The sequence below is a fragment of the Alloacidobacterium dinghuense genome (assembly GCF_014274465.1).
Taxonomy (GTDB): domain Bacteria; phylum Acidobacteriota; class Terriglobia; order Terriglobales; family Acidobacteriaceae; genus Alloacidobacterium; species Alloacidobacterium dinghuense.
The window spans coordinates 1250125-1265777 of record NZ_CP060394.1 but is presented as its reverse complement, the minus strand read 5'-3'; the positions used below and the strand labels follow the sequence as shown (position 1 = coordinate 1265777).

15 protein-coding genes are annotated in these 15653 nt (G+C 56.5%); 10 read left to right on the top strand and 5 right to left on the bottom strand.

Annotated elements, in window-relative coordinates; genetic code table 11:
- Window positions 1-990 carry a phosphoesterase gene (locus H7849_RS05100; protein WP_186744690.1) on the bottom strand — a complete coding sequence of 330 codons (990 nt, stop codon included), beginning with the start codon at window positions 988-990 and terminating at the stop codon, window positions 1-3.
- 197 nt (window positions 991-1187) lie between these two features.
- On the opposite strand from H7849_RS05100, the gene H7849_RS05095 reads away from it, so the two are divergent.
- The 8 genes from H7849_RS05095 to H7849_RS05060 all read left to right on the top strand — a co-directional run bounded on the left by H7849_RS05095 (window position 1188) and on the right by H7849_RS05060 (window position 11606).
- On the top strand, window positions 1188-2138 hold the full coding sequence (locus tag H7849_RS05095; protein ID WP_186744688.1) for a CPBP family intramembrane glutamic endopeptidase: 951 nt from the start codon (window positions 1188-1190) through the stop codon (window positions 2136-2138).
- 91 nt (window positions 2139-2229) lie between these two features.
- Complete coding sequence (locus tag H7849_RS05090; protein WP_186744686.1) at window positions 2230-3087, top strand: aldo/keto reductase; 858 nt, start codon at window positions 2230-2232, stop codon at window positions 3085-3087.
- A 77-nt stretch (window positions 3088-3164) separates the two neighbouring features.
- The gene (locus H7849_RS05085) at window positions 3165-3557 is read left to right on the top strand and encodes a BlaI/MecI/CopY family transcriptional regulator (protein WP_186744685.1); all 393 of its coding nucleotides are present in this window, start codon (window positions 3165-3167) and stop codon (window positions 3555-3557) included.
- On the top strand, window positions 3554-5692 hold the full coding sequence (locus tag H7849_RS05080) for a M56 family metallopeptidase (RefSeq protein ID WP_186744683.1): 2139 nt from the start codon (window positions 3554-3556) through the stop codon (window positions 5690-5692). Before H7849_RS05085 ends, H7849_RS05080 begins: the two co-directional genes overlap by 4 nt.
- Window positions 5689-6480, top strand: coding sequence for a hypothetical protein (locus tag H7849_RS05075; RefSeq protein WP_186744681.1), 792 nt, complete (start codon window positions 5689-5691; stop codon window positions 6478-6480). The genes H7849_RS05080 and H7849_RS05075 overlap by 4 nt, the downstream gene beginning before the upstream one ends.
- A gap of 49 nt (window positions 6481-6529) precedes the next feature.
- Window positions 6530-8962, top strand: coding sequence for a penicillin acylase family protein (locus tag H7849_RS05070; RefSeq protein WP_186744679.1), 2433 nt, complete (start codon window positions 6530-6532; stop codon window positions 8960-8962).
- A 65-nt stretch (window positions 8963-9027) separates the two neighbouring features.
- On the top strand, window positions 9028-10704 hold the full coding sequence (locus H7849_RS05065; RefSeq protein WP_186744677.1) for a 6-pyruvoyl-tetrahydropterin synthase-related protein: 1677 nt from the start codon (window positions 9028-9030) through the stop codon (window positions 10702-10704).
- Window positions 10705-10709: 5 nt separating this feature from the next.
- Complete coding sequence (locus H7849_RS05060; RefSeq protein WP_186744675.1) at window positions 10710-11606, top strand: polyprenyl synthetase family protein; 897 nt, start codon at window positions 10710-10712, stop codon at window positions 11604-11606.
- Window positions 11607-11684: 78 nt separating this feature from the next.
- Here H7849_RS05060 and H7849_RS05055 read toward each other — a convergent pair whose 3' ends face one another.
- Window positions 11685-12275 (bottom strand): hypothetical protein, encoded by a 591-nt coding sequence (locus tag H7849_RS05055; protein ID WP_186744673.1) that lies wholly within the window; start codon window positions 12273-12275, stop codon window positions 11685-11687.
- 274 nt (window positions 12276-12549) lie between these two features.
- Here H7849_RS05055 and H7849_RS05050 point away from each other — a divergent pair, with 274 nt between their 5' ends.
- Window positions 12550-12882, top strand: a complete 333-nt coding sequence (locus tag H7849_RS05050; protein ID WP_186744672.1) for a metal-sulfur cluster assembly factor — start codon at window positions 12550-12552, stop codon at window positions 12880-12882.
- On the opposite strand, the gene H7849_RS05045 is transcribed toward H7849_RS05050, so the two are convergent.
- Together H7849_RS05045 and H7849_RS05040 are read right to left on the bottom strand one after the other, a co-directional pair.
- Window positions 12879-13199 carry a YtxH domain-containing protein gene (locus tag H7849_RS05045; protein ID WP_186744670.1) on the bottom strand — a complete coding sequence of 107 codons (321 nt, stop codon included), beginning with the start codon at window positions 13197-13199 and terminating at the stop codon, window positions 12879-12881. The genes H7849_RS05050 and H7849_RS05045 overlap by 4 nt on opposite strands.
- A 56-nt stretch (window positions 13200-13255) precedes the next feature.
- The gene (locus tag H7849_RS05040) at window positions 13256-13567 is read right to left on the bottom strand and encodes a hypothetical protein (RefSeq protein WP_186747212.1); all 312 of its coding nucleotides are present in this window, start codon (window positions 13565-13567) and stop codon (window positions 13256-13258) included.
- 91 nt (window positions 13568-13658) lie between these two features.
- Here H7849_RS05040 and H7849_RS05035 point away from each other — a divergent pair, with 91 nt between their 5' ends.
- Complete coding sequence (locus H7849_RS05035; RefSeq protein ID WP_186744668.1) at window positions 13659-14009, top strand: VOC family protein; 351 nt, start codon at window positions 13659-13661, stop codon at window positions 14007-14009.
- On the opposite strand, the gene bshC is transcribed toward H7849_RS05035, so the two are convergent.
- Window positions 14006-15610 (bottom strand): bacillithiol biosynthesis cysteine-adding enzyme BshC, encoded by a 1605-nt coding sequence (gene bshC / locus H7849_RS05030; protein ID WP_186744667.1) that lies wholly within the window; start codon window positions 15608-15610, stop codon window positions 14006-14008. The genes H7849_RS05035 and bshC overlap by 4 nt on opposite strands.
- Window positions 15611-15653 lie beyond the last annotated feature (43 nt).

Below are 15653 nucleotides of genomic sequence, written 5' to 3'. Positions count from 1 at the left end.
TCACTTGCCCGGGTTATGCGCGCGCAAGTCGGCGACAATCTCAGCCGCCGCCTTGCGCGCGACATCGCTCTTGTCCGGCGGAAAGCTGATAGCGCCGACGCGCGCATGGCCTCCGCCTCCATAGCGCTCGCAAATCGTGGCCAGGTTGACCATCTCTTCCGGCTTGGCTTTCGTCCAGGGGTTGGAGCCCACGGCAACCTTCGTGCGGAAGCTCGACTTTGAGAGACCGATAGAATACGTCGCCTCAGGATGAAGGTAGTACGGAATGAATTTGTTGTATCCCTCAAGCTGATGATCGGAGATGTCGAAGTAAATCGTCCCATCTTGCGACTCGGACCGTTCACGTATGAGTTTCAGCGCCTCCTGATGCCGATCAAGAAGTGGCGGCAATAATTCGGCAACGAATGGCTGCTCCAAGACCTCCGCCAGCGACATTTCGGTGAGAAGCGGAATCAAGCGCGGAACAAAGGCGGAATCCTGCGTCGATTCGATGATAAGTGTCAACTTCATCGCCGGCTCGGCCATCTCCACCGCCACTTGTGGACTCTTGTAGAGTGCGCCGTCAACGATATCAGCCCATTTCACCAGCTCAGCAACAGGCGCAGCATCAAAGCCGAACTTCGTCTCGGCGATATGCGCCAAAAAGCTTGTGCATGAGGTGTAATCAGGGTCATAGAATCGGCGATTGGGGTACTTGCCATTGGCCATGCCCTGTAAATAATCCTGATGGTCTTCCGGCGTGAGGAAGGCGCTCAGATGATGATCGAACCACCACGTGATTTTGGGCGACGCGGAATATTTGAAGTCGACAATGGCGTTCTCGTCCCCGATGAAATCAGCCACGTTGAACAGAGCACCCGCGCGATGCACAAGCCCGTGGTAGCTATATTCGGCGTCGCGGACGATGCACTCGCGGTGAAAGCGAGCGAAAAGCGAAGCCGAGCAGGCTCCATCAAAACACTTGTCGTGATAGAAAACACGTACCTTCAAGATCTGGGTGCTCCAAAATAAGAATCAAACGGCGTAGGAATCTCTTAGGATTGCCGGGACTGCCTTCCATGTCAAGGGACTCGGCCGTCCAGACTTAACCCCACGGGCAAAAATCTCAGTTAATCCAGATCTGGAACAATAGGTTTTGAACTACGCGACTGTGATTCGCGTACCACAGGCCAACACCCAGGGATTGCATGGCGGAAGAACTCACCCAGATAGTTACAGCAGAACCAGAACGCGATTCACCCTCGATTTTCATCGGTGCTCATGGAATACGGGCGGGATGGAGTGCGCTGATCTTCATCGCCATTTTCCTCGCGCTCGAATTCATTGCGGCCCTTCCCATCTTTACCTTTATTCATTTCCGCGTAGAGCAGGGTGCCCCGCAGCCGGCTCACGTCGCGCTGATTCAGGAAATGGTCCAGGTCTGCCTGGTTATGCTGACGACGTTCATCATGTCTAGGATTGAACGGCGCCCGGTTGCGGTTTACGGATATGCGGGGAAGGCCCGGCTCATTCGTTTTCTTTCAGGACTTCTTTGGGGCTTCGCGGCCATCTCCGTTCTGGTTGCGGCGCTATGGAAATCGCATCTACTCGCCTTCGATGGGACACCGTTAGGTGGTCCGCTTGCCTGGAAATATGCCATGGAGTGGGCTGTCGCGTTTGTATTTGTGGGAATCTTCGAAGAATCGCTTCTCCGTGGATACCTGCAATACACCCTCACCCGGGGTCTTGGATTCTGGTGGGGCGCGCTGATTCTCTCAACTACTTTTGGCGCCATTCACGGCAGCAATCCCGGCGAGTCTCCGGTTGGACTCTTTGCCGCGGCGGCGATCGGGCTCGTTTTCTGCCTCAGCCTCTGGTACACCGGCTCGCTATGGTGGGCTATCGGCTTCCATGCCGCCTGGGACTGGGGAGAAACTTACTTTTACGGCACTTCCGACAGCGGGATGGTCGCGGCCGGACACTTATTTTCTGAGCATCCGACCGGGCCGTTGCTCTGGACTGGCGGCGCAACCGGCCCGGAAGGTAGTCTTCTGGTTGTTCCACTGATTCTCGTGATCGCTTTGCTGATGTGGCTGTGGTGGGGTCGTCGGACAGTATCGCCGTTCCGTAAACAAGTTCCCTCAGCCACAGAATCTTGAAATTTTGGGTAAAGACGTGCTTCTCATGGGTGAGCGTCGTCCAAGGAAGAGTAGAATTTCAGAAAATTGGGCAAGGCGAGAGGAGATTGCAATGAATCGCAGAGAATTCCTCACGGGTGCAGCTGTTGGACTCGGCGCTGCTTACTTGAAGCCGCCAGCATTTGGCGCTGTCGATACGCCATCGACAAATGCGAAATTCAGCGCTACCGACACGGTTGTGTTGGGAAAGACCGGAATCCGCACGAGCCGGCTTGCCATGGGCACAGGAACCATCGGGTTCGGTGGCTCTTCCAATCAAACCCGAACCAATGCGCTCCCTCACTTGTTGATGAACGGCTACGATAACGGCCTGCTCTTCTTCGATACGGCCGATTCCTATGGCAGCCATCCCGATGTTGCCGAGGCGCTCAAGCATGTCTCCCGCGACAAGGTCGTGGTGATGACGAAGTGTGATGACCGCGACCCGAAACGGGCGCAGGCCGATCTCTACCGGTACTTGAAAGAGCTGAAGACGGACTACATTGACATCGCCTTGATTCACTGCGTCACAGAAGACGATTGGACGACCCGATATCGGGGCGTGATGGACGTTTTCTCCGAGGCCAAGGAGAAGGGCATCATCCGCTCGCATGGTGTTTCCTGTCATTCCATTGAAGCGTTGCGCGCGGCTGCCGCTTCGCCGTGGGTGGAGATCGATCTGGTGCGGCTCAACCCCATCGGCGCACACATGGACGCGCAACCCGCCGTCGTGATCGACGTTATTAAGCAGATGCGCGCACAGGGCAAAGGCATTGTCGGCATGAAAATTCTCGGACAAGGGGCCATGCGCTCGCGTCAGGATGAAGCCATTCGCTACGCGCTGCACAGCGGCGTGCTCGACGCCTTCACCATTGGCGCGGAAAATACGAACGAGCAGGCCGACCTGATTCGCCGCATCGCATCGGCTTAGCCTGTATTTTCAAAGGTTTATCTCCCTACGAAGATTTTCGTTGACAACTACGAAACACTTCGTATAGATTCGGGACCATGAAGTTCAAGCGTCAATCTCTACCGAAGCCAACTGAAGCTGAACTGGAACTGCTCCGCGTTCTCTGGGAAAAAGGACCGGCCACAGTCCGTGAGCTGCACGATGCTGTCAATTTGCAGCGGACGGTGGTCTATACATCGGTACTCAAGATCCTGCAGATCATGACAGAAAAGGGCCTGGTCGAGCGCGAAGAGTCAGCCAAGGCTCATATCTATCGCGCGGCTGCCAGCCAGGAGGAGACGCAGAACCAATTGCTCCGGGATCTGAGTGAGCGGCTCTTCTCGGGTTCGGCGACGCAGCTCGCGATGCACGCGCTGGCCATGCAACCGACAAGCGACGAGGAGCTGGAAGAGATTCGTAATCTGATCGAGCAAAAGAGGCTGACACGATGACACATCATTGGGAAGCTCTGGGCTGGACACTGATCCACTTTTGCTGGCAAGCCGCGACCATAGCGCTCGTTTACAAGCTTGCTGACCTATGGATGGGAAAGGGACGCACCCAGGCGCGCTACGTTCTTGCGCTCGCTGCGCTGCTCGGCATGCTGGTCGCGTCGATGGGCACGCTCGCTTATGAGGAGTCGGTCTATCGTCAGGCAGCAACGATGCCAGCTGCCGGCATTTCAGGCGCGAAGCCTTCCCTGCAGATTATTCCCCGTCCCCTGGCCGTCATCGATATGCCTGCCGCGCCACGCGCAACAGCGAAGGTGCTGGCGAGCGACGTGATGCCGTACCTCGACTTCTTCTGGCTTGTTGGCGTCGCCTGCCTGTCCATCAAGACGATCGGCGGATGGTGGCTCATTCGGCGACTGCGCCACAGTGCGCTGCAAAAGGCTCCGCACACTTTACGTATCGGACTCGACCGTATCCGGTTGCAGATGGGTATCCCGCGCTTCGTCGATCTTCGGCTTTCAAGCCGCATCGCAGGGCCTCTTACAGTCGGCGTCATCCGGCCGTTGATCCTGCTTCCCGTCACTGCGCTCACGAGCCTGAGCCCGGAACAACTGGAAGTGGTGCTCGCGCATGAGCTGGCGCACATCCGCCGCGCCGACTATTTCTGGAACATTCTGCAGACGATGATCGAAACGCTCTTCTTCTTCCATCCGGCTGTGTGGTGGCTCAGCCATCGTCTGCGCGAACAGCGCGAACTCTGCTGCGACGATATTGCCGTTGAAACGTGCCACGATCCTGCTGTGTATGCCACGGCTCTTTTGCGCCTGGAAGAACAGCGGAAGACACATCTGCATCTCGCCATGGCTCTGGATGGCAATCAGGGGCGCCTGGGCCTGCGCGCACGCGTCCTTCGTATTCTTGGCGATGCCGAAGAGCAGCCCCGTGACCTCAAGCCCTTGTCGCTTGCAGGAATGGCGGCTTTGCTAGTCCTGTTCATCTGCCCTTTGCCGCAGGTCTTCGCCAGTTTCAAATCTGCGCCGAAGGTGTCGGCATCGATCCTCCACGCGGTACAAAAGACGGTCCGTACGCACGCTGCGGTGAAAGCGCCAGCCATACACACGTCGGTCGCTGCGGCTGCTTCGACGTCCGTTCACGCGGCAAAGGCGGTGCTTGTGTCGCCGGATGGAGCGACGCTCGAGCTCAATCAATCTGCGACACCCGCGCCCTCGTCAAACGGGAAGTCCGACTACATCGATCAGATGCGCGCTGCCGGCTACAACGTGGACCTGGACAAGTACATTGCGATGAAGACGCAGGATATTACTCCGCAGTATGCGGAGCAGATGGCAAAGGCAACCGGACAACGGCCCAGCGTGGATGACCTGATCGCGCTGAAAGTGCAGGACGTGACACCGGACTATATCGCTCGCATGAGGGCGGCCGGTTACAACGGGGATCTGCACAAAATCATCGCCATGAAGGTGCAGGACATTACTCCGGAATACGCCGATGCGATGGCCAAGGCCACCGGGGAAAAGCCGAATGTCGACGAGCTGATTGCGTTGAAAGTGCAGGATGTAACGCCCGACTACATGGCCGGCATGCGTGCTGCCGGTTACAACGCTGATCTGCATAAGCTCATCGCCATGAAAGTGCAGGACGTTACGCCCGAGTATGCGGATGCGATGGCGAAGGTTGGCTTCGGGAAGCCGAGTGTCGACGATCTGATCGCGCTCAAAGTGCAGGGCGTCAGCCCGGATTACGCCGCCAAGCTGCATGCGGACGGCATCGAGGCATCGAGCTTTCATGATCTGATCTCGTATCGCATCTTCAATGTCACTCCTGAATTCGTTGCAGGAATGAAGGAAGCGGGTTTCAGCAATATTCCTGCAAAGAAGCTGCTCTCGCTGCGCGTGCAGGGCGTAACGCCGGAATATGCAAAGAGCATCAAGGCGCAATTTCCGGACGCAACGGTCGAAGAACTGGAACAGATGCGGATTTTCAACATCAATGCCGATTTCATCGCATCGGCCAAGCGCCACGGCTTTACGCCACTTACGATTCAGAAACTGGTGAAGCTGCGTATCTCCGGCATCCTGGATGACAGCGATCAGGCGAAGGAGAATCAGCAATGAGAACGTGTTCCGTGGTTCTCAGCGCCCTTTTCGTCGCCGGTTGCGCTTCGGTACTGCATGCGGACGACCAGCTTCAGCCGCTGCATGGAAGCTGCAATATCGCGCCATCCACTGAAGGCGACCGCGTGCAATTCAAGCTGGAGCGGGACTCCTGCGAGGGCGGAAAACATGGCTGCAACATGAACGACAGCGACATGCCCCTGAGCAACTTCACAGGCTTTACGCTGGCCGATCTGAAAAACGACGGAACGCATGTCGACGCAGTGATCGCATCGGAGGCAGGAAAGCTCACCTGCTCAGGCACCGTGCACGACCTGACATTGAATGGCGACTTTACTTTCGTTCCCGATCCGGCTTTTGTTGCGCGTATGGCAAAGATGGGTTTCACCGGTTACGACTCGGAGAAGCTCGAAGCGTACACGCTCTTCCACATTGAGACTTCGTGGATTCAAGCGTTGCAATCGGCCGGAGTTACCGGCATCACAACGGACAACATCATCGCGTTGCGAATCTTCAAGGTCGATCCGGCCTATGTGAAGAGCATGTCCGACCTCGGCTTTCCGAACCTTCCGGCGGAGAAGCTGATCGCCTTCAGAATTCACGGAGTGAATCCTGAAGAGGTGAAACAGTACCGCGCCATGGGCTACCAGCCCAATGCTGATGAACTGATCCAGATGCGCATTTTCAAGGTTACGCCGGAATTCATCCAGCACATGCAGGCGCGCGGGCTCAACAATCTTACCATCGCAAAACTCGTACAAATCCGAATATTCAAGCTGGCTGAGTAACCATCGGGCTTGGTCTCGACACCGCATCCGATGAGACAATGTCATCGAGATGGCTCTCGGCAGAACTGTGCAACTGAAAGAAGAGAAGCGCCGGCATCCGATTCTGCGCTTCTTTGTTGGATTCGTATTTGTCATCATTGTCGCGTTGCTGGTCGGCGTGCTTGGCGGAGCATGGTGGCTGAAACATGCCATGCGCGACTCGCTTCCGCAGCTCGACGGACAGGCGCGCCTGCCGGGTCTCTCGGTTGCGGTGAACGTGCGACGCGATCAGCACGGCATTCCGCATATCGAAGCCGCCACGCTCGATGATCTGTTTGAGGCGCAGGGTTACGTCACTGCGCAAGACCGTCTCTGGCAGATGGATATGGCGCGTCGATTGGCTGCGGGCGAACTCGCCGAGCTTCTGGGCAAGAATCTTCTGGAACACGACCGCATGCAGCGCGTCTTGCAAATGCGCGCCACGGCGGAACGCATGACGGCGACCCTCCCCGAACGCGACCGCCGCTATTTTGAAGATTATGCGCGCGGAGTGAATGCGTTTATCGACTCGCACCGCGAACACCTTCCCGCTGAATTTCGACTTCTGAGGTACAGGCCGAAAGCGTGGCAGCCGGTTGATTCGGTTCTCATCGGTCTGAACATGGTGCAGATCCTCGACCAGCATTGGCAGGACAAATTGAGCCGGGAAAGAATTGAGTCACGCCTGGGGCCAACTCTCTCGGCTGATCTTTATCCGACCGGATCGTGGCGCGATCATCCGCCGACGGTTGCGCCTCCTGATCTGACCGCACCCCAGCAGAGCATTCCCGATGTGCCTCTCGATGAGTCGCAGACATCCCTGCAGGATCTTTTGCGTCTTCGCGAGGTGATCGGGGGGTCGAGAGATGTTTGCCGCGAGTGCAACCCGGGCTCGAACGAATGGGCGATCTCCGGAGCGCATACGGCGACAGGCAAGCCGATTCTCGCGAATGACATGCACCTGAGTCATAACATCCCCAACACCTGGTATGAAGTCGATCTCAAGTCCGGCGGCTTTCATGTAGCCGGAGTTTCGATTGCAGGGGTTCCCTTTGTCATTGCGGGCCACAACAATCACATTGCGTGGGGATACACGGCTCTCTATGGCGACACGCAGGACATTTACGTCGAGCAGACGAATGCGCAGAACGAATATCAGAGCGCGAGCGGCTGGCATGCCTTTGAGCACACGAAAGAGACGATCCATGTACGCGGCGGAAGCGATGTGACGGTCGATGTGGAGCGCAGCGATCACGGGGTCGTGCTCAATCCGGTCCTGCCGAACGAGAGGCGCACGCTTTCGCTGCGCTGGGTCGCATACGATTCGAAGGCGAATCGCCTTCCGCTCTTCGATCTGAACAGCGCAACCGACTGGGAGTCCTTTCGTCAGGCAGTAACCGACTGGTGGGCTCCTACACTCAATGTCATTTACGACGACGATCAGGGACACATCGGCTATCAGGCTATCGGCTACATTCCTAATCGGCCAACAGGAATAAAGGGAACGCCGATCGCAGACACGCAGCATGAGTGGCAGGGCTTTATTCCTTTCGACCAGATGCCCAGCACGTTCGATCCAGCGAACGGCATTCTCGCGACAGCGAACTCGCGCGTCACTCCAGATAATTATCCATATCAAATCACGCTGGAGTGGGCCAGCCCGTACCGGAATGAGCGTATCTGGAAATGGCTCTCCGGCAAAGACAAGCTCACCCCCGCTGAGATGATCACGCTGCAAACTGATACCTATTCAGAACTCGATGAGGAGTTCGCGCAACGCTTTGCCTACGCGATTGACCACGCCAAGATTACCGACGCGCGCCTTCGTCAGGCAGCGGACCTGATGCGCTCATGGGATGGTGTCGTCGGCGTTGACTCGGCTCCTGCTGCGATTGTTGCAGCCGCCAAACATGCGTTCTGGCCCATGCTGCTGGAACCCAAATTAGGCGACGACGCGAAGCTTTACGAGTGGGCAGCCAGCGCATTCGCGCAGGAGGAAATCGTGATGCATGCGCCGGCACAGTGGCTGCCGAAAGACTATGCCACCTGGGACGACTTTCTTGCGGCTTGCGTAAGCCGCGGAATCGATGAAGGCCATGCGCCCGCCGATCTGCGCAATTGGCATTATGGCGATAAGTATCCGGTCGATCTTGAGCATCCGCTCTATGGCCTGATTCCCTACTTCAAGAATTGGACTGGCACCGGTGCTCAGCCGCAGTCGGGTGACCTGACCACGGTGAAGCAGGTGGATCGCACCTTCGGGCCATCGCAACGGTTCACTATGGACTGGAGCAATATCGACGGTTCCATGGAAAATATCGTGATGGGCGAGTCGGGCAATCCCCTCAGTGCCTACTATCGCGATCAGTGGACCAACTGGTATCACGGCACGACTTTTGCTCTTCCCTTTTCGGAAGCAGCTGTTGCTGCATCCACGTCGCACACTCTCCGCTTGCTGCCGTGAGGATTTCGTTCTGCTTTCCGCATAGCTTGTCGAGTAACGCCACACGCAACAGGCGGCGCCGTTCCTTGATATTGGCCTGCGCGGCCATCGCGGTGCTGCCGCTGGCCTGGCGCGGCACATCGTGTGGACACGACTTCGACTTCCATCTGCAGTCCTGGATGGAAGTTGTCCACCATTGGAGTGAGGGCACGCTATATCCGCACTGGGACGCTTCTGCCAACTACGGCGCCGGAGAGCCTCGCTTTGTCTTCTACCCGCCTTTATCGTGGCTCCTGGGTGCAGTGTTGGGCGCTGTGCTGCCGTGGACGTGGACGCCGGTTGCGTTCACTTTGATCGCGTTTATTGGTTGCGGGCTGAGTTTCTTCACCATGGCGCGCGAATGGATGGCAGAAGATGCGGCTGCAGTTGCCGCCTGCGTGTATTTGCTCAATCCCTACCTGATGTTTGTGGCTTATGAGCGCGCAGCCTATGGTGAACTACTTTCCGCGATATTGCTGCCGCTGCTCATGCTGTATGGATTGCGTCAGCGAGCCAGTTTGATTCCGCTTTCATTGATCATCGCGGCATTATGGCTTACGAATGCACCTTCCGCAGTGATGGGTTGTTACCTGCTGGCGCTTCTTGTGCTGGTCACGTCGATACGTGACCGACGGTACATCCTGATTGCGCGAGCTGCCGGTGCGGCAGCGCTCGGGCTGGGACTGGCTTCTTTCTATATCGTGCCCGCTGCCTATGAACAGCGTTGGGTGGAGATTGCGCGCGCCATTGCGCCGGGGATGCGTGTCGAAGACAGCTTTCTCTTTGGACACACGGGCGAAGCTTTCCACGATCAGGTACTACACACGGCGTCGTTGATTGCGGTTGCCATGTTGCTTGCCGCAGGAATCGCAGCCATGTTTTCACGACGAACCAGCAGGCCGGGGCTGCCACGCGCTCCGCTCATCGCAACACTGATCTCCATTTGCATCCTTCTGCTTCCCTTTAGTGACATTCTCTGGCGGGATACGCCAGAGTTGAAATTTTTGCAATTTCCCTGGCGATGGCTGCTCGTACTAGGCGTCGTGATGGCAACTTTGATCGGACTCGCGCTTCGCGGAAGTTTTCTGGAAGCAAGTACGCGAAGACACATTCTGATTCGCGCGGTGAGCATGCTGTGTGTGGCGGTCTTGATGACTTTGTCTGCAGCATTCTGCTTCTGGCAGCCCTGCGACGACGAAGATAACGTAGCGGCCCAGCGTGTGACATTCGGCAACGAAGGCTTTGAAGGAACCGATGAGTACACAGCCGCGAACGCGGACAATGGAGATATCCAGCAGGATCTTCCGCTCGTGCGCTTGCTCAAAACGGCAGACTCCGACGAAGCCGACAGTTCGATTGCGGAGAACCCTGAATGGAAGGAAAACGCGGTGGATGCGGTCCCAGCGAAGCTGAGCATTCGCCGCTGGAAGGTCGAAAATAAGGAAGTTGCAGTTCATCTGCAGGGGCCGGCATATGCTGTTTTCAAGCTCATGGATTATCCCGCGTGGCAGGTCGACGTAAACGGCAAGTCCATTTCCACCAGACCACATCGCGATGATGGACTCCTCACAATTCCGCTGGACGCCGGAGACTCCGTAGTAACCGTGCGCTATGCAGCAACTCGGGATGTGAAAGTGGGCCGTGGTCTTTCGCTGCTGGCGCTTTGCATCGTGATTGCAGTCTTCACGCAAACGAAGAGGGGGCAAAATCTTCATTTATCATGAAGGGGATGCAAGCCGAAGTAAAAGACCTGCTCCTTTCGAACCAGGAATTAACCGATACGGCCCTTGAACGACTGCTGCCGCCCGAGTCGCAAGTTCCCACTTCCATTCACAAAGCGATGCGGCATAGCACCTTTGCCGGCGGCAAGCGCCTGCGCCCCGTGCTTGCGATGGAAGCGGCACGAATGATTCGTGGAGATGGAAACTTACCCCAAGGCATTGAAGAACTCGGCGCAGCAATTGAAATGTTGCACACCTACTCGCTGATCCATGACGATCTGCCCGCGCTCGACAATGATGATTTGCGGCGAGGCAAACCAACCTGCCATGTGGTTTTCGGCGAAGCCATTGCAATTCTCGCAGGCGATGCGCTGCAGACACGCGCATACGAGGTGCTCGCCAATCTGCGTTGCCCTGCACCAGCAAATGTTGAAATCATTCGCCTCATTGCTCAGGCCACCGGCACAGTTGAGGGCATGATTGGCGGTCAAGTGCTGGACTTGGAAGGCGAAGGAACATCACCAACGGCTGCGTCGGTCGATGCCATCCATCGAGCCAAGACGGGAGCACTCATTCGTGTGAGCGTTGTCACAGGTGGCATTTACGCGGGCGCATCAACAGAAGATGTAAACCGCCTGACCGAGTTTGGTCGCAAAGCGGGACTGGCTTTTCAGATTGTCGATGACGTGCTCGATGTAACGCAGGATTCCGCGCAACTTGGCAAAACGGCCGGCAAGGATCTTGCCAGCGCAAAGGCGACGTGGCCCGCCGTGTTTGGCATTGAAGCCTCACGCAAGCACGCCGAGAAGCTGATTGCAGAAGCGTTTGCTGAAATTGCCCCTTATGGATCCGCAGCGGATGGGCTCAAGTCTGTCGCGCGGTATCTGGTCGAGCGTACCCACTAAAGCTCTCACATCACATGCGAAGGACAAAAGAAAAAGCCCGCAGCGATCGCCACGGGCACTTGTGTCTGAGTCTTAAACTTAGTTTCCGGTCGAGGAGGAAGCAGACGCTGCACCCGCAACCACGGCCAACTGAAGCTCGGTTCCGCGGTCCAGGTGAACATCTTTACCGTTCGCGCTGAACGTGCCTGAGTTCGAGGCTGTAACATTGCTGGTCAAACCATATCCATGAGAGCTGGATGGCTCCTGATCGACCTGCAGCTGGGGGTTAAGGTCCATCGGTGTTACCAGGGTTCCGGACGGGAAGGCTCCGATGATGGTGGCCTTGACCGCAACCTGCTGGCCATTCGCGAGCTTTGCCTGATCGAATGTGAGCACTACCTTCGAGACACCCTTGTTTTCAGAAGGCTGCACCGAATCAATATGCCCAATCAGAAATGCGTTGCGCGGCAGTCTGGTTCCGTTAATGTTAACTGTTTTCGACAATTTTGCCGTCACAGCATCGCCCTGCTTTGCAGTCTTCGCATCGAGTCCATTCTGCAGCTCAGCAGTGGCAGCTACCAGCTGATCAGAATTCGCGGCGCTGCTTCGCGGTGTGTCTTCCGCTCCAGCAAAGATGGTCAGCGCCAAAGCAGTTGCAGTAATTCCGAGGTACTTGGTCAATCCATTCATGTATGAAGAACTCCGTACAGAATAAAATTTGGTTCTGCCTGACAATGCGGCGAGTGTTTACCCTCGCAAGCCTGGGTTCGGCCACTTCATCCTGTAAGTCAGTCCCTATTGAATTGACGCGGGTCGGTGCCAATCGGTCGCAGCAATTTATTGTTAAAAACTCGCGATTACAGGTAAATGGAAGAAACTTCGCGAGTTAAGACGCCGAGGTCGAAGAGATCATGGTGCCTCGCTCGCTTCGCCGCGTAACTCCTAATTCAGTACACTAAAGAGAATGCCTCTCACTGAAAATGATGTTCTTGTAGCGCTGCGCGATGTTTACGATCCTGAAATTCCTGTGAACATTGTCGATCTCGGACTGATTTATCGCGTCTCAGTCGTGCCCGATCCAGACGCGCCCGGCATGATTCCCAAACATCGCGTTGAAGTGGACATGTCGATGACCTCGCCCGGCTGTCCTCTGCACGGCATGATCATGGACAATGTTCGCAACCGGCTCGCGTGCATACAGGAAGTTGGTGAAGCGCAGGTGAACCTGGTATGGGAGCCCACCTGGGGGCCGGAACGCATCAGCGAAGCAGCCCGCAAACAACTGGGTATCGGCTAACCGATTGAATCGCGCAGCTTGCTGCCCTGCTTGGCGACTTCGTTAACGAAATCTTCGACGCGCACAAGCACGTCCTGACCTCTACGCAAATATCTAGGAAGACTCTCCCAAAGCTCGCGCGCCGCCTGCGGATGCTCGAGCAGTCCTACGGTCGCACCCGTCGCGACAACAGCCAGTGCAGCCTTACGGCGACCGGAGAGAAAGAGGCATGCGCCTGCTACGAGGGAGCTGGCGGCAACAACGCGCTGCCAGGAAAACGGGGGCAATTTTTCGGGAAGTCTGTCTTGAATCTCGTGTGAAAGCTTCGTCAGGCCCATCCACTACTCCTCAATCTCTTGTGATGCGCAGAAATCTTTTGTGATCGCAGATCGCATCAATCCAAATCGAAATCGCGCAGAGGCTTCCCGGTATCCGGAGTTTCTTTGGCCTTTTTTAGGGCCTCAGCAAACTTTTTTTCCAGAAGATCGTTCTTGTTCTTCTCCGCATCCACTGCCTGGCGGAAGAGGCTCTCCTTGCGTTCATCCTGCTCGCGCATGGCGCGCGCCGCAGTTTCAAAATCTTCAAAGGTGCGTTTGCGTGGAGCGGGCGTGTGCGCGATCACCGCGCGCGTCGCAGGATCGACCTTGAGCATGGCGCCACAGTCGGGGCAGGCCACTTCAAACGGAGCTTGTTCCTTCGACGGCATAGCCAAGAAGTGATTGTAGGCCAGCGGCGACAGCTTTTGCCAGTCATTCCCTCTACGCTGGAACATAATCGTTCACAGAAAAGGAGGGCCTATGATTTTCGGAGCCCATGTCATTGTCTACAGCAAAGATGCGGATGCCGACCGAGCTTTCTTCCGCGACATCCTCCACCTCGACTCAGTGGATGCGGGGCACAACTGGCTCATCTTCGCCCTGCCGCCAGCCGAAGCCGCGATTCATCCGCACGATGAAAACAATGTGCACGAGCTTTACTTCATGTGTGACGACTTGAAAGCTGAGGTAGCCAGCCTGCGTGAAAGGAATGTCTCTTGTTCAGAAATGCAGGAAGCTCGATGGGGTTCAATCACTACGGTGCAGCTTCCTGGTGGTGGAAAAGTTGGGCTCTATCAGCCTAGGCATCCAGTGGCAATCGTAAGAAGTTAAAGATATAGCGCCTTGTGCCCCGGACACTCCTGCGCCGCATTTTCGACCAGCGCGTCGATCAAACCATCGCCGTATCGCGACAGGAAAAAGGCTGCGCCGATCGCTCGCTCCTGCGGGTGGTTATCCGGACAGAGACTCAAATAGAGCGCATCGGCGTGCCGCCGAAGACTGGTTTCTTTCTGCAACTGAAAATTCGCCGCCATCCGTCTGAGCCGGTTCATTTGGTAGCGCATCTTCGAAGCTGCGACATCCGCTGAGCGCCCCAGTCCATCGTCAACGGCGTGCATCCACTCAGTAAGCGACGTCAACTCAGCATCAAGCCCATTTCCAGCCAACGCCAGTTTCTTCTTGCCTTCAATCGGCATCAAGCGTGCGCCAAGTCGATGAGCCAGTTCTTCCGGACGCGTAGAGAGTAGTTCGTTGAGCGCAACTTCATGACCCGCCAGAACCTCGGCAATTGCAGGTTCGATCAAGGTTGCACTGAGCCGAGGCAGAATCGGCGTGACGCGGCCGAGAATTTTCTCGTAGACCACTTGCGATTGCGCAAAGTACGCGACTTCTGCCGGGCCTCCAATATATGCGGACGTTGGAAGGATGAAATCCTGAAAGACGGCCCGGAGAAGAGCGTTTGGACTTAAACGTTCAGGTTCTACTTCAAGTATGGTCAGTAACTCATTGGTATTATAAGCGCGCTTTCCGGCCGACCATTCATGATGATTTTTGCGTCGCAGCGGCAGCCGGGCTCGTGTCTCCGCGTCGATGAGGAAGAGGAGACTGCTCTGCGCGCCCACCAGAACCTGAGAATGATACCCGGCTTGCGACAATTCCTGATCGCGGCGGATCAGTGCCTCGTGCAGTTCGTCGACCTGCTCCATCGCCTGCCGGAGCACGGGGCTGCCCAGCGCATGGAAATCACGGCTGGAGGCATCGATCACGATCAATCCATGTGCAGCGAATGTGCGGGAGATCAGCCTTCCAAACGCCTGCGTGAACGTTGCGTCAGGCTTGTAACACTCCTCTAACAAATCAAGGAAGGGTCCGGAGCCCAATAACTCCATCGCCTGATCGAGGACGGCGCGCACTCCAGCACCGAGTTTCAGCTCTCCGACAGAAACATGCTGATCGCCCTTCTCAAGCGCGAGTTTCAGCGTGTGCAGCTCACGCCGGGACGGCAGCAAGACATGATCCGCTTCTTCGAGATCATGGTCTTCGGTTGCCAGCCAGAAAATCGGCACATGCGGATAGCCGGCGGCCGTGGCGTCCTGCGCCTTGCGAATCACTGTCGCTGTCTTGAACAACGTGAAGAGCGGGCCGCCAAAAAGAGTGACCTGCTGCCCGGTAACTACTGCACTGGCGCCATTCCGCAGGCGTTCGATGTTGGCAAATGTCTTTTCGCCGGCGCCAAAGCTGCGATTCTGCTCTATGAGCAGATCGGCGACCCTGACACGTATCGCTGGGTCAAGAGACGAAGGCCGCGAGGCCCATTCCTGCGAGTAAGGGCTTAGCGGGTAATACGGCAACGCAGTGCGACTCTCGGCGAATTCAGTAAACAGGCGCGAGAGATGGGGCAGCACGGTGATCGGAAAACAGTCTGTATGCAAGGCGCTCGTTCTCCAGTGAAGTTCTCCAACCCCTTCGGTCACG

What these genes read in the sequence shown, in the direction of transcription:
- H7849_RS05095 (WP_186744688.1), top strand. Translation starts at nt 1,188, where the DNA reads ATGGCGGAAGAACTCACCCAGATAGTTACAGCAGAACCAGAACGCGAT.
- H7849_RS05090 (WP_186744686.1), top strand. Translation starts at nt 2,230, where the DNA reads ATGAATCGCAGAGAATTCCTCACGGGTGCAGCTGTTGGACTCGGCGCT.
- H7849_RS05085 (WP_186744685.1), top strand. Translation starts at nt 3,165, where the DNA reads ATGAAGTTCAAGCGTCAATCTCTACCGAAGCCAACTGAAGCTGAACTG.
- H7849_RS05080 (WP_186744683.1), top strand. Translation starts at nt 3,554, where the DNA reads ATGACACATCATTGGGAAGCTCTGGGCTGGACACTGATCCACTTTTGC.
- H7849_RS05075 (WP_186744681.1), top strand. Translation starts at nt 5,689, where the DNA reads ATGAGAACGTGTTCCGTGGTTCTCAGCGCCCTTTTCGTCGCCGGTTGC.
- H7849_RS05070 (WP_186744679.1), top strand. Translation starts at nt 6,530, where the DNA reads ATGGCTCTCGGCAGAACTGTGCAACTGAAAGAAGAGAAGCGCCGGCAT.
- H7849_RS05060 (WP_186744675.1), top strand. Translation starts at nt 10,710, where the DNA reads ATGCAAGCCGAAGTAAAAGACCTGCTCCTTTCGAACCAGGAATTAACC.
- H7849_RS05055 (WP_186744673.1), bottom strand. Translation starts at nt 12,275, where the DNA reads ATGAATGGATTGACCAAGTACCTCGGAATTACTGCAACTGCTTTGGCG.
- H7849_RS05050 (WP_186744672.1), top strand. Translation starts at nt 12,550, where the DNA reads ATGCCTCTCACTGAAAATGATGTTCTTGTAGCGCTGCGCGATGTTTAC.
- H7849_RS05045 (WP_186744670.1), bottom strand. Translation starts at nt 13,199, where the DNA reads ATGGGCCTGACGAAGCTTTCACACGAGATTCAAGACAGACTTCCCGAA.
- H7849_RS05040 (WP_186747212.1), bottom strand. Translation starts at nt 13,567, where the DNA reads ATGCCGTCGAAGGAACAAGCTCCGTTTGAAGTGGCCTGCCCCGACTGT.
- H7849_RS05035 (WP_186744668.1), top strand. Translation starts at nt 13,659, where the DNA reads ATGATTTTCGGAGCCCATGTCATTGTCTACAGCAAAGATGCGGATGCC.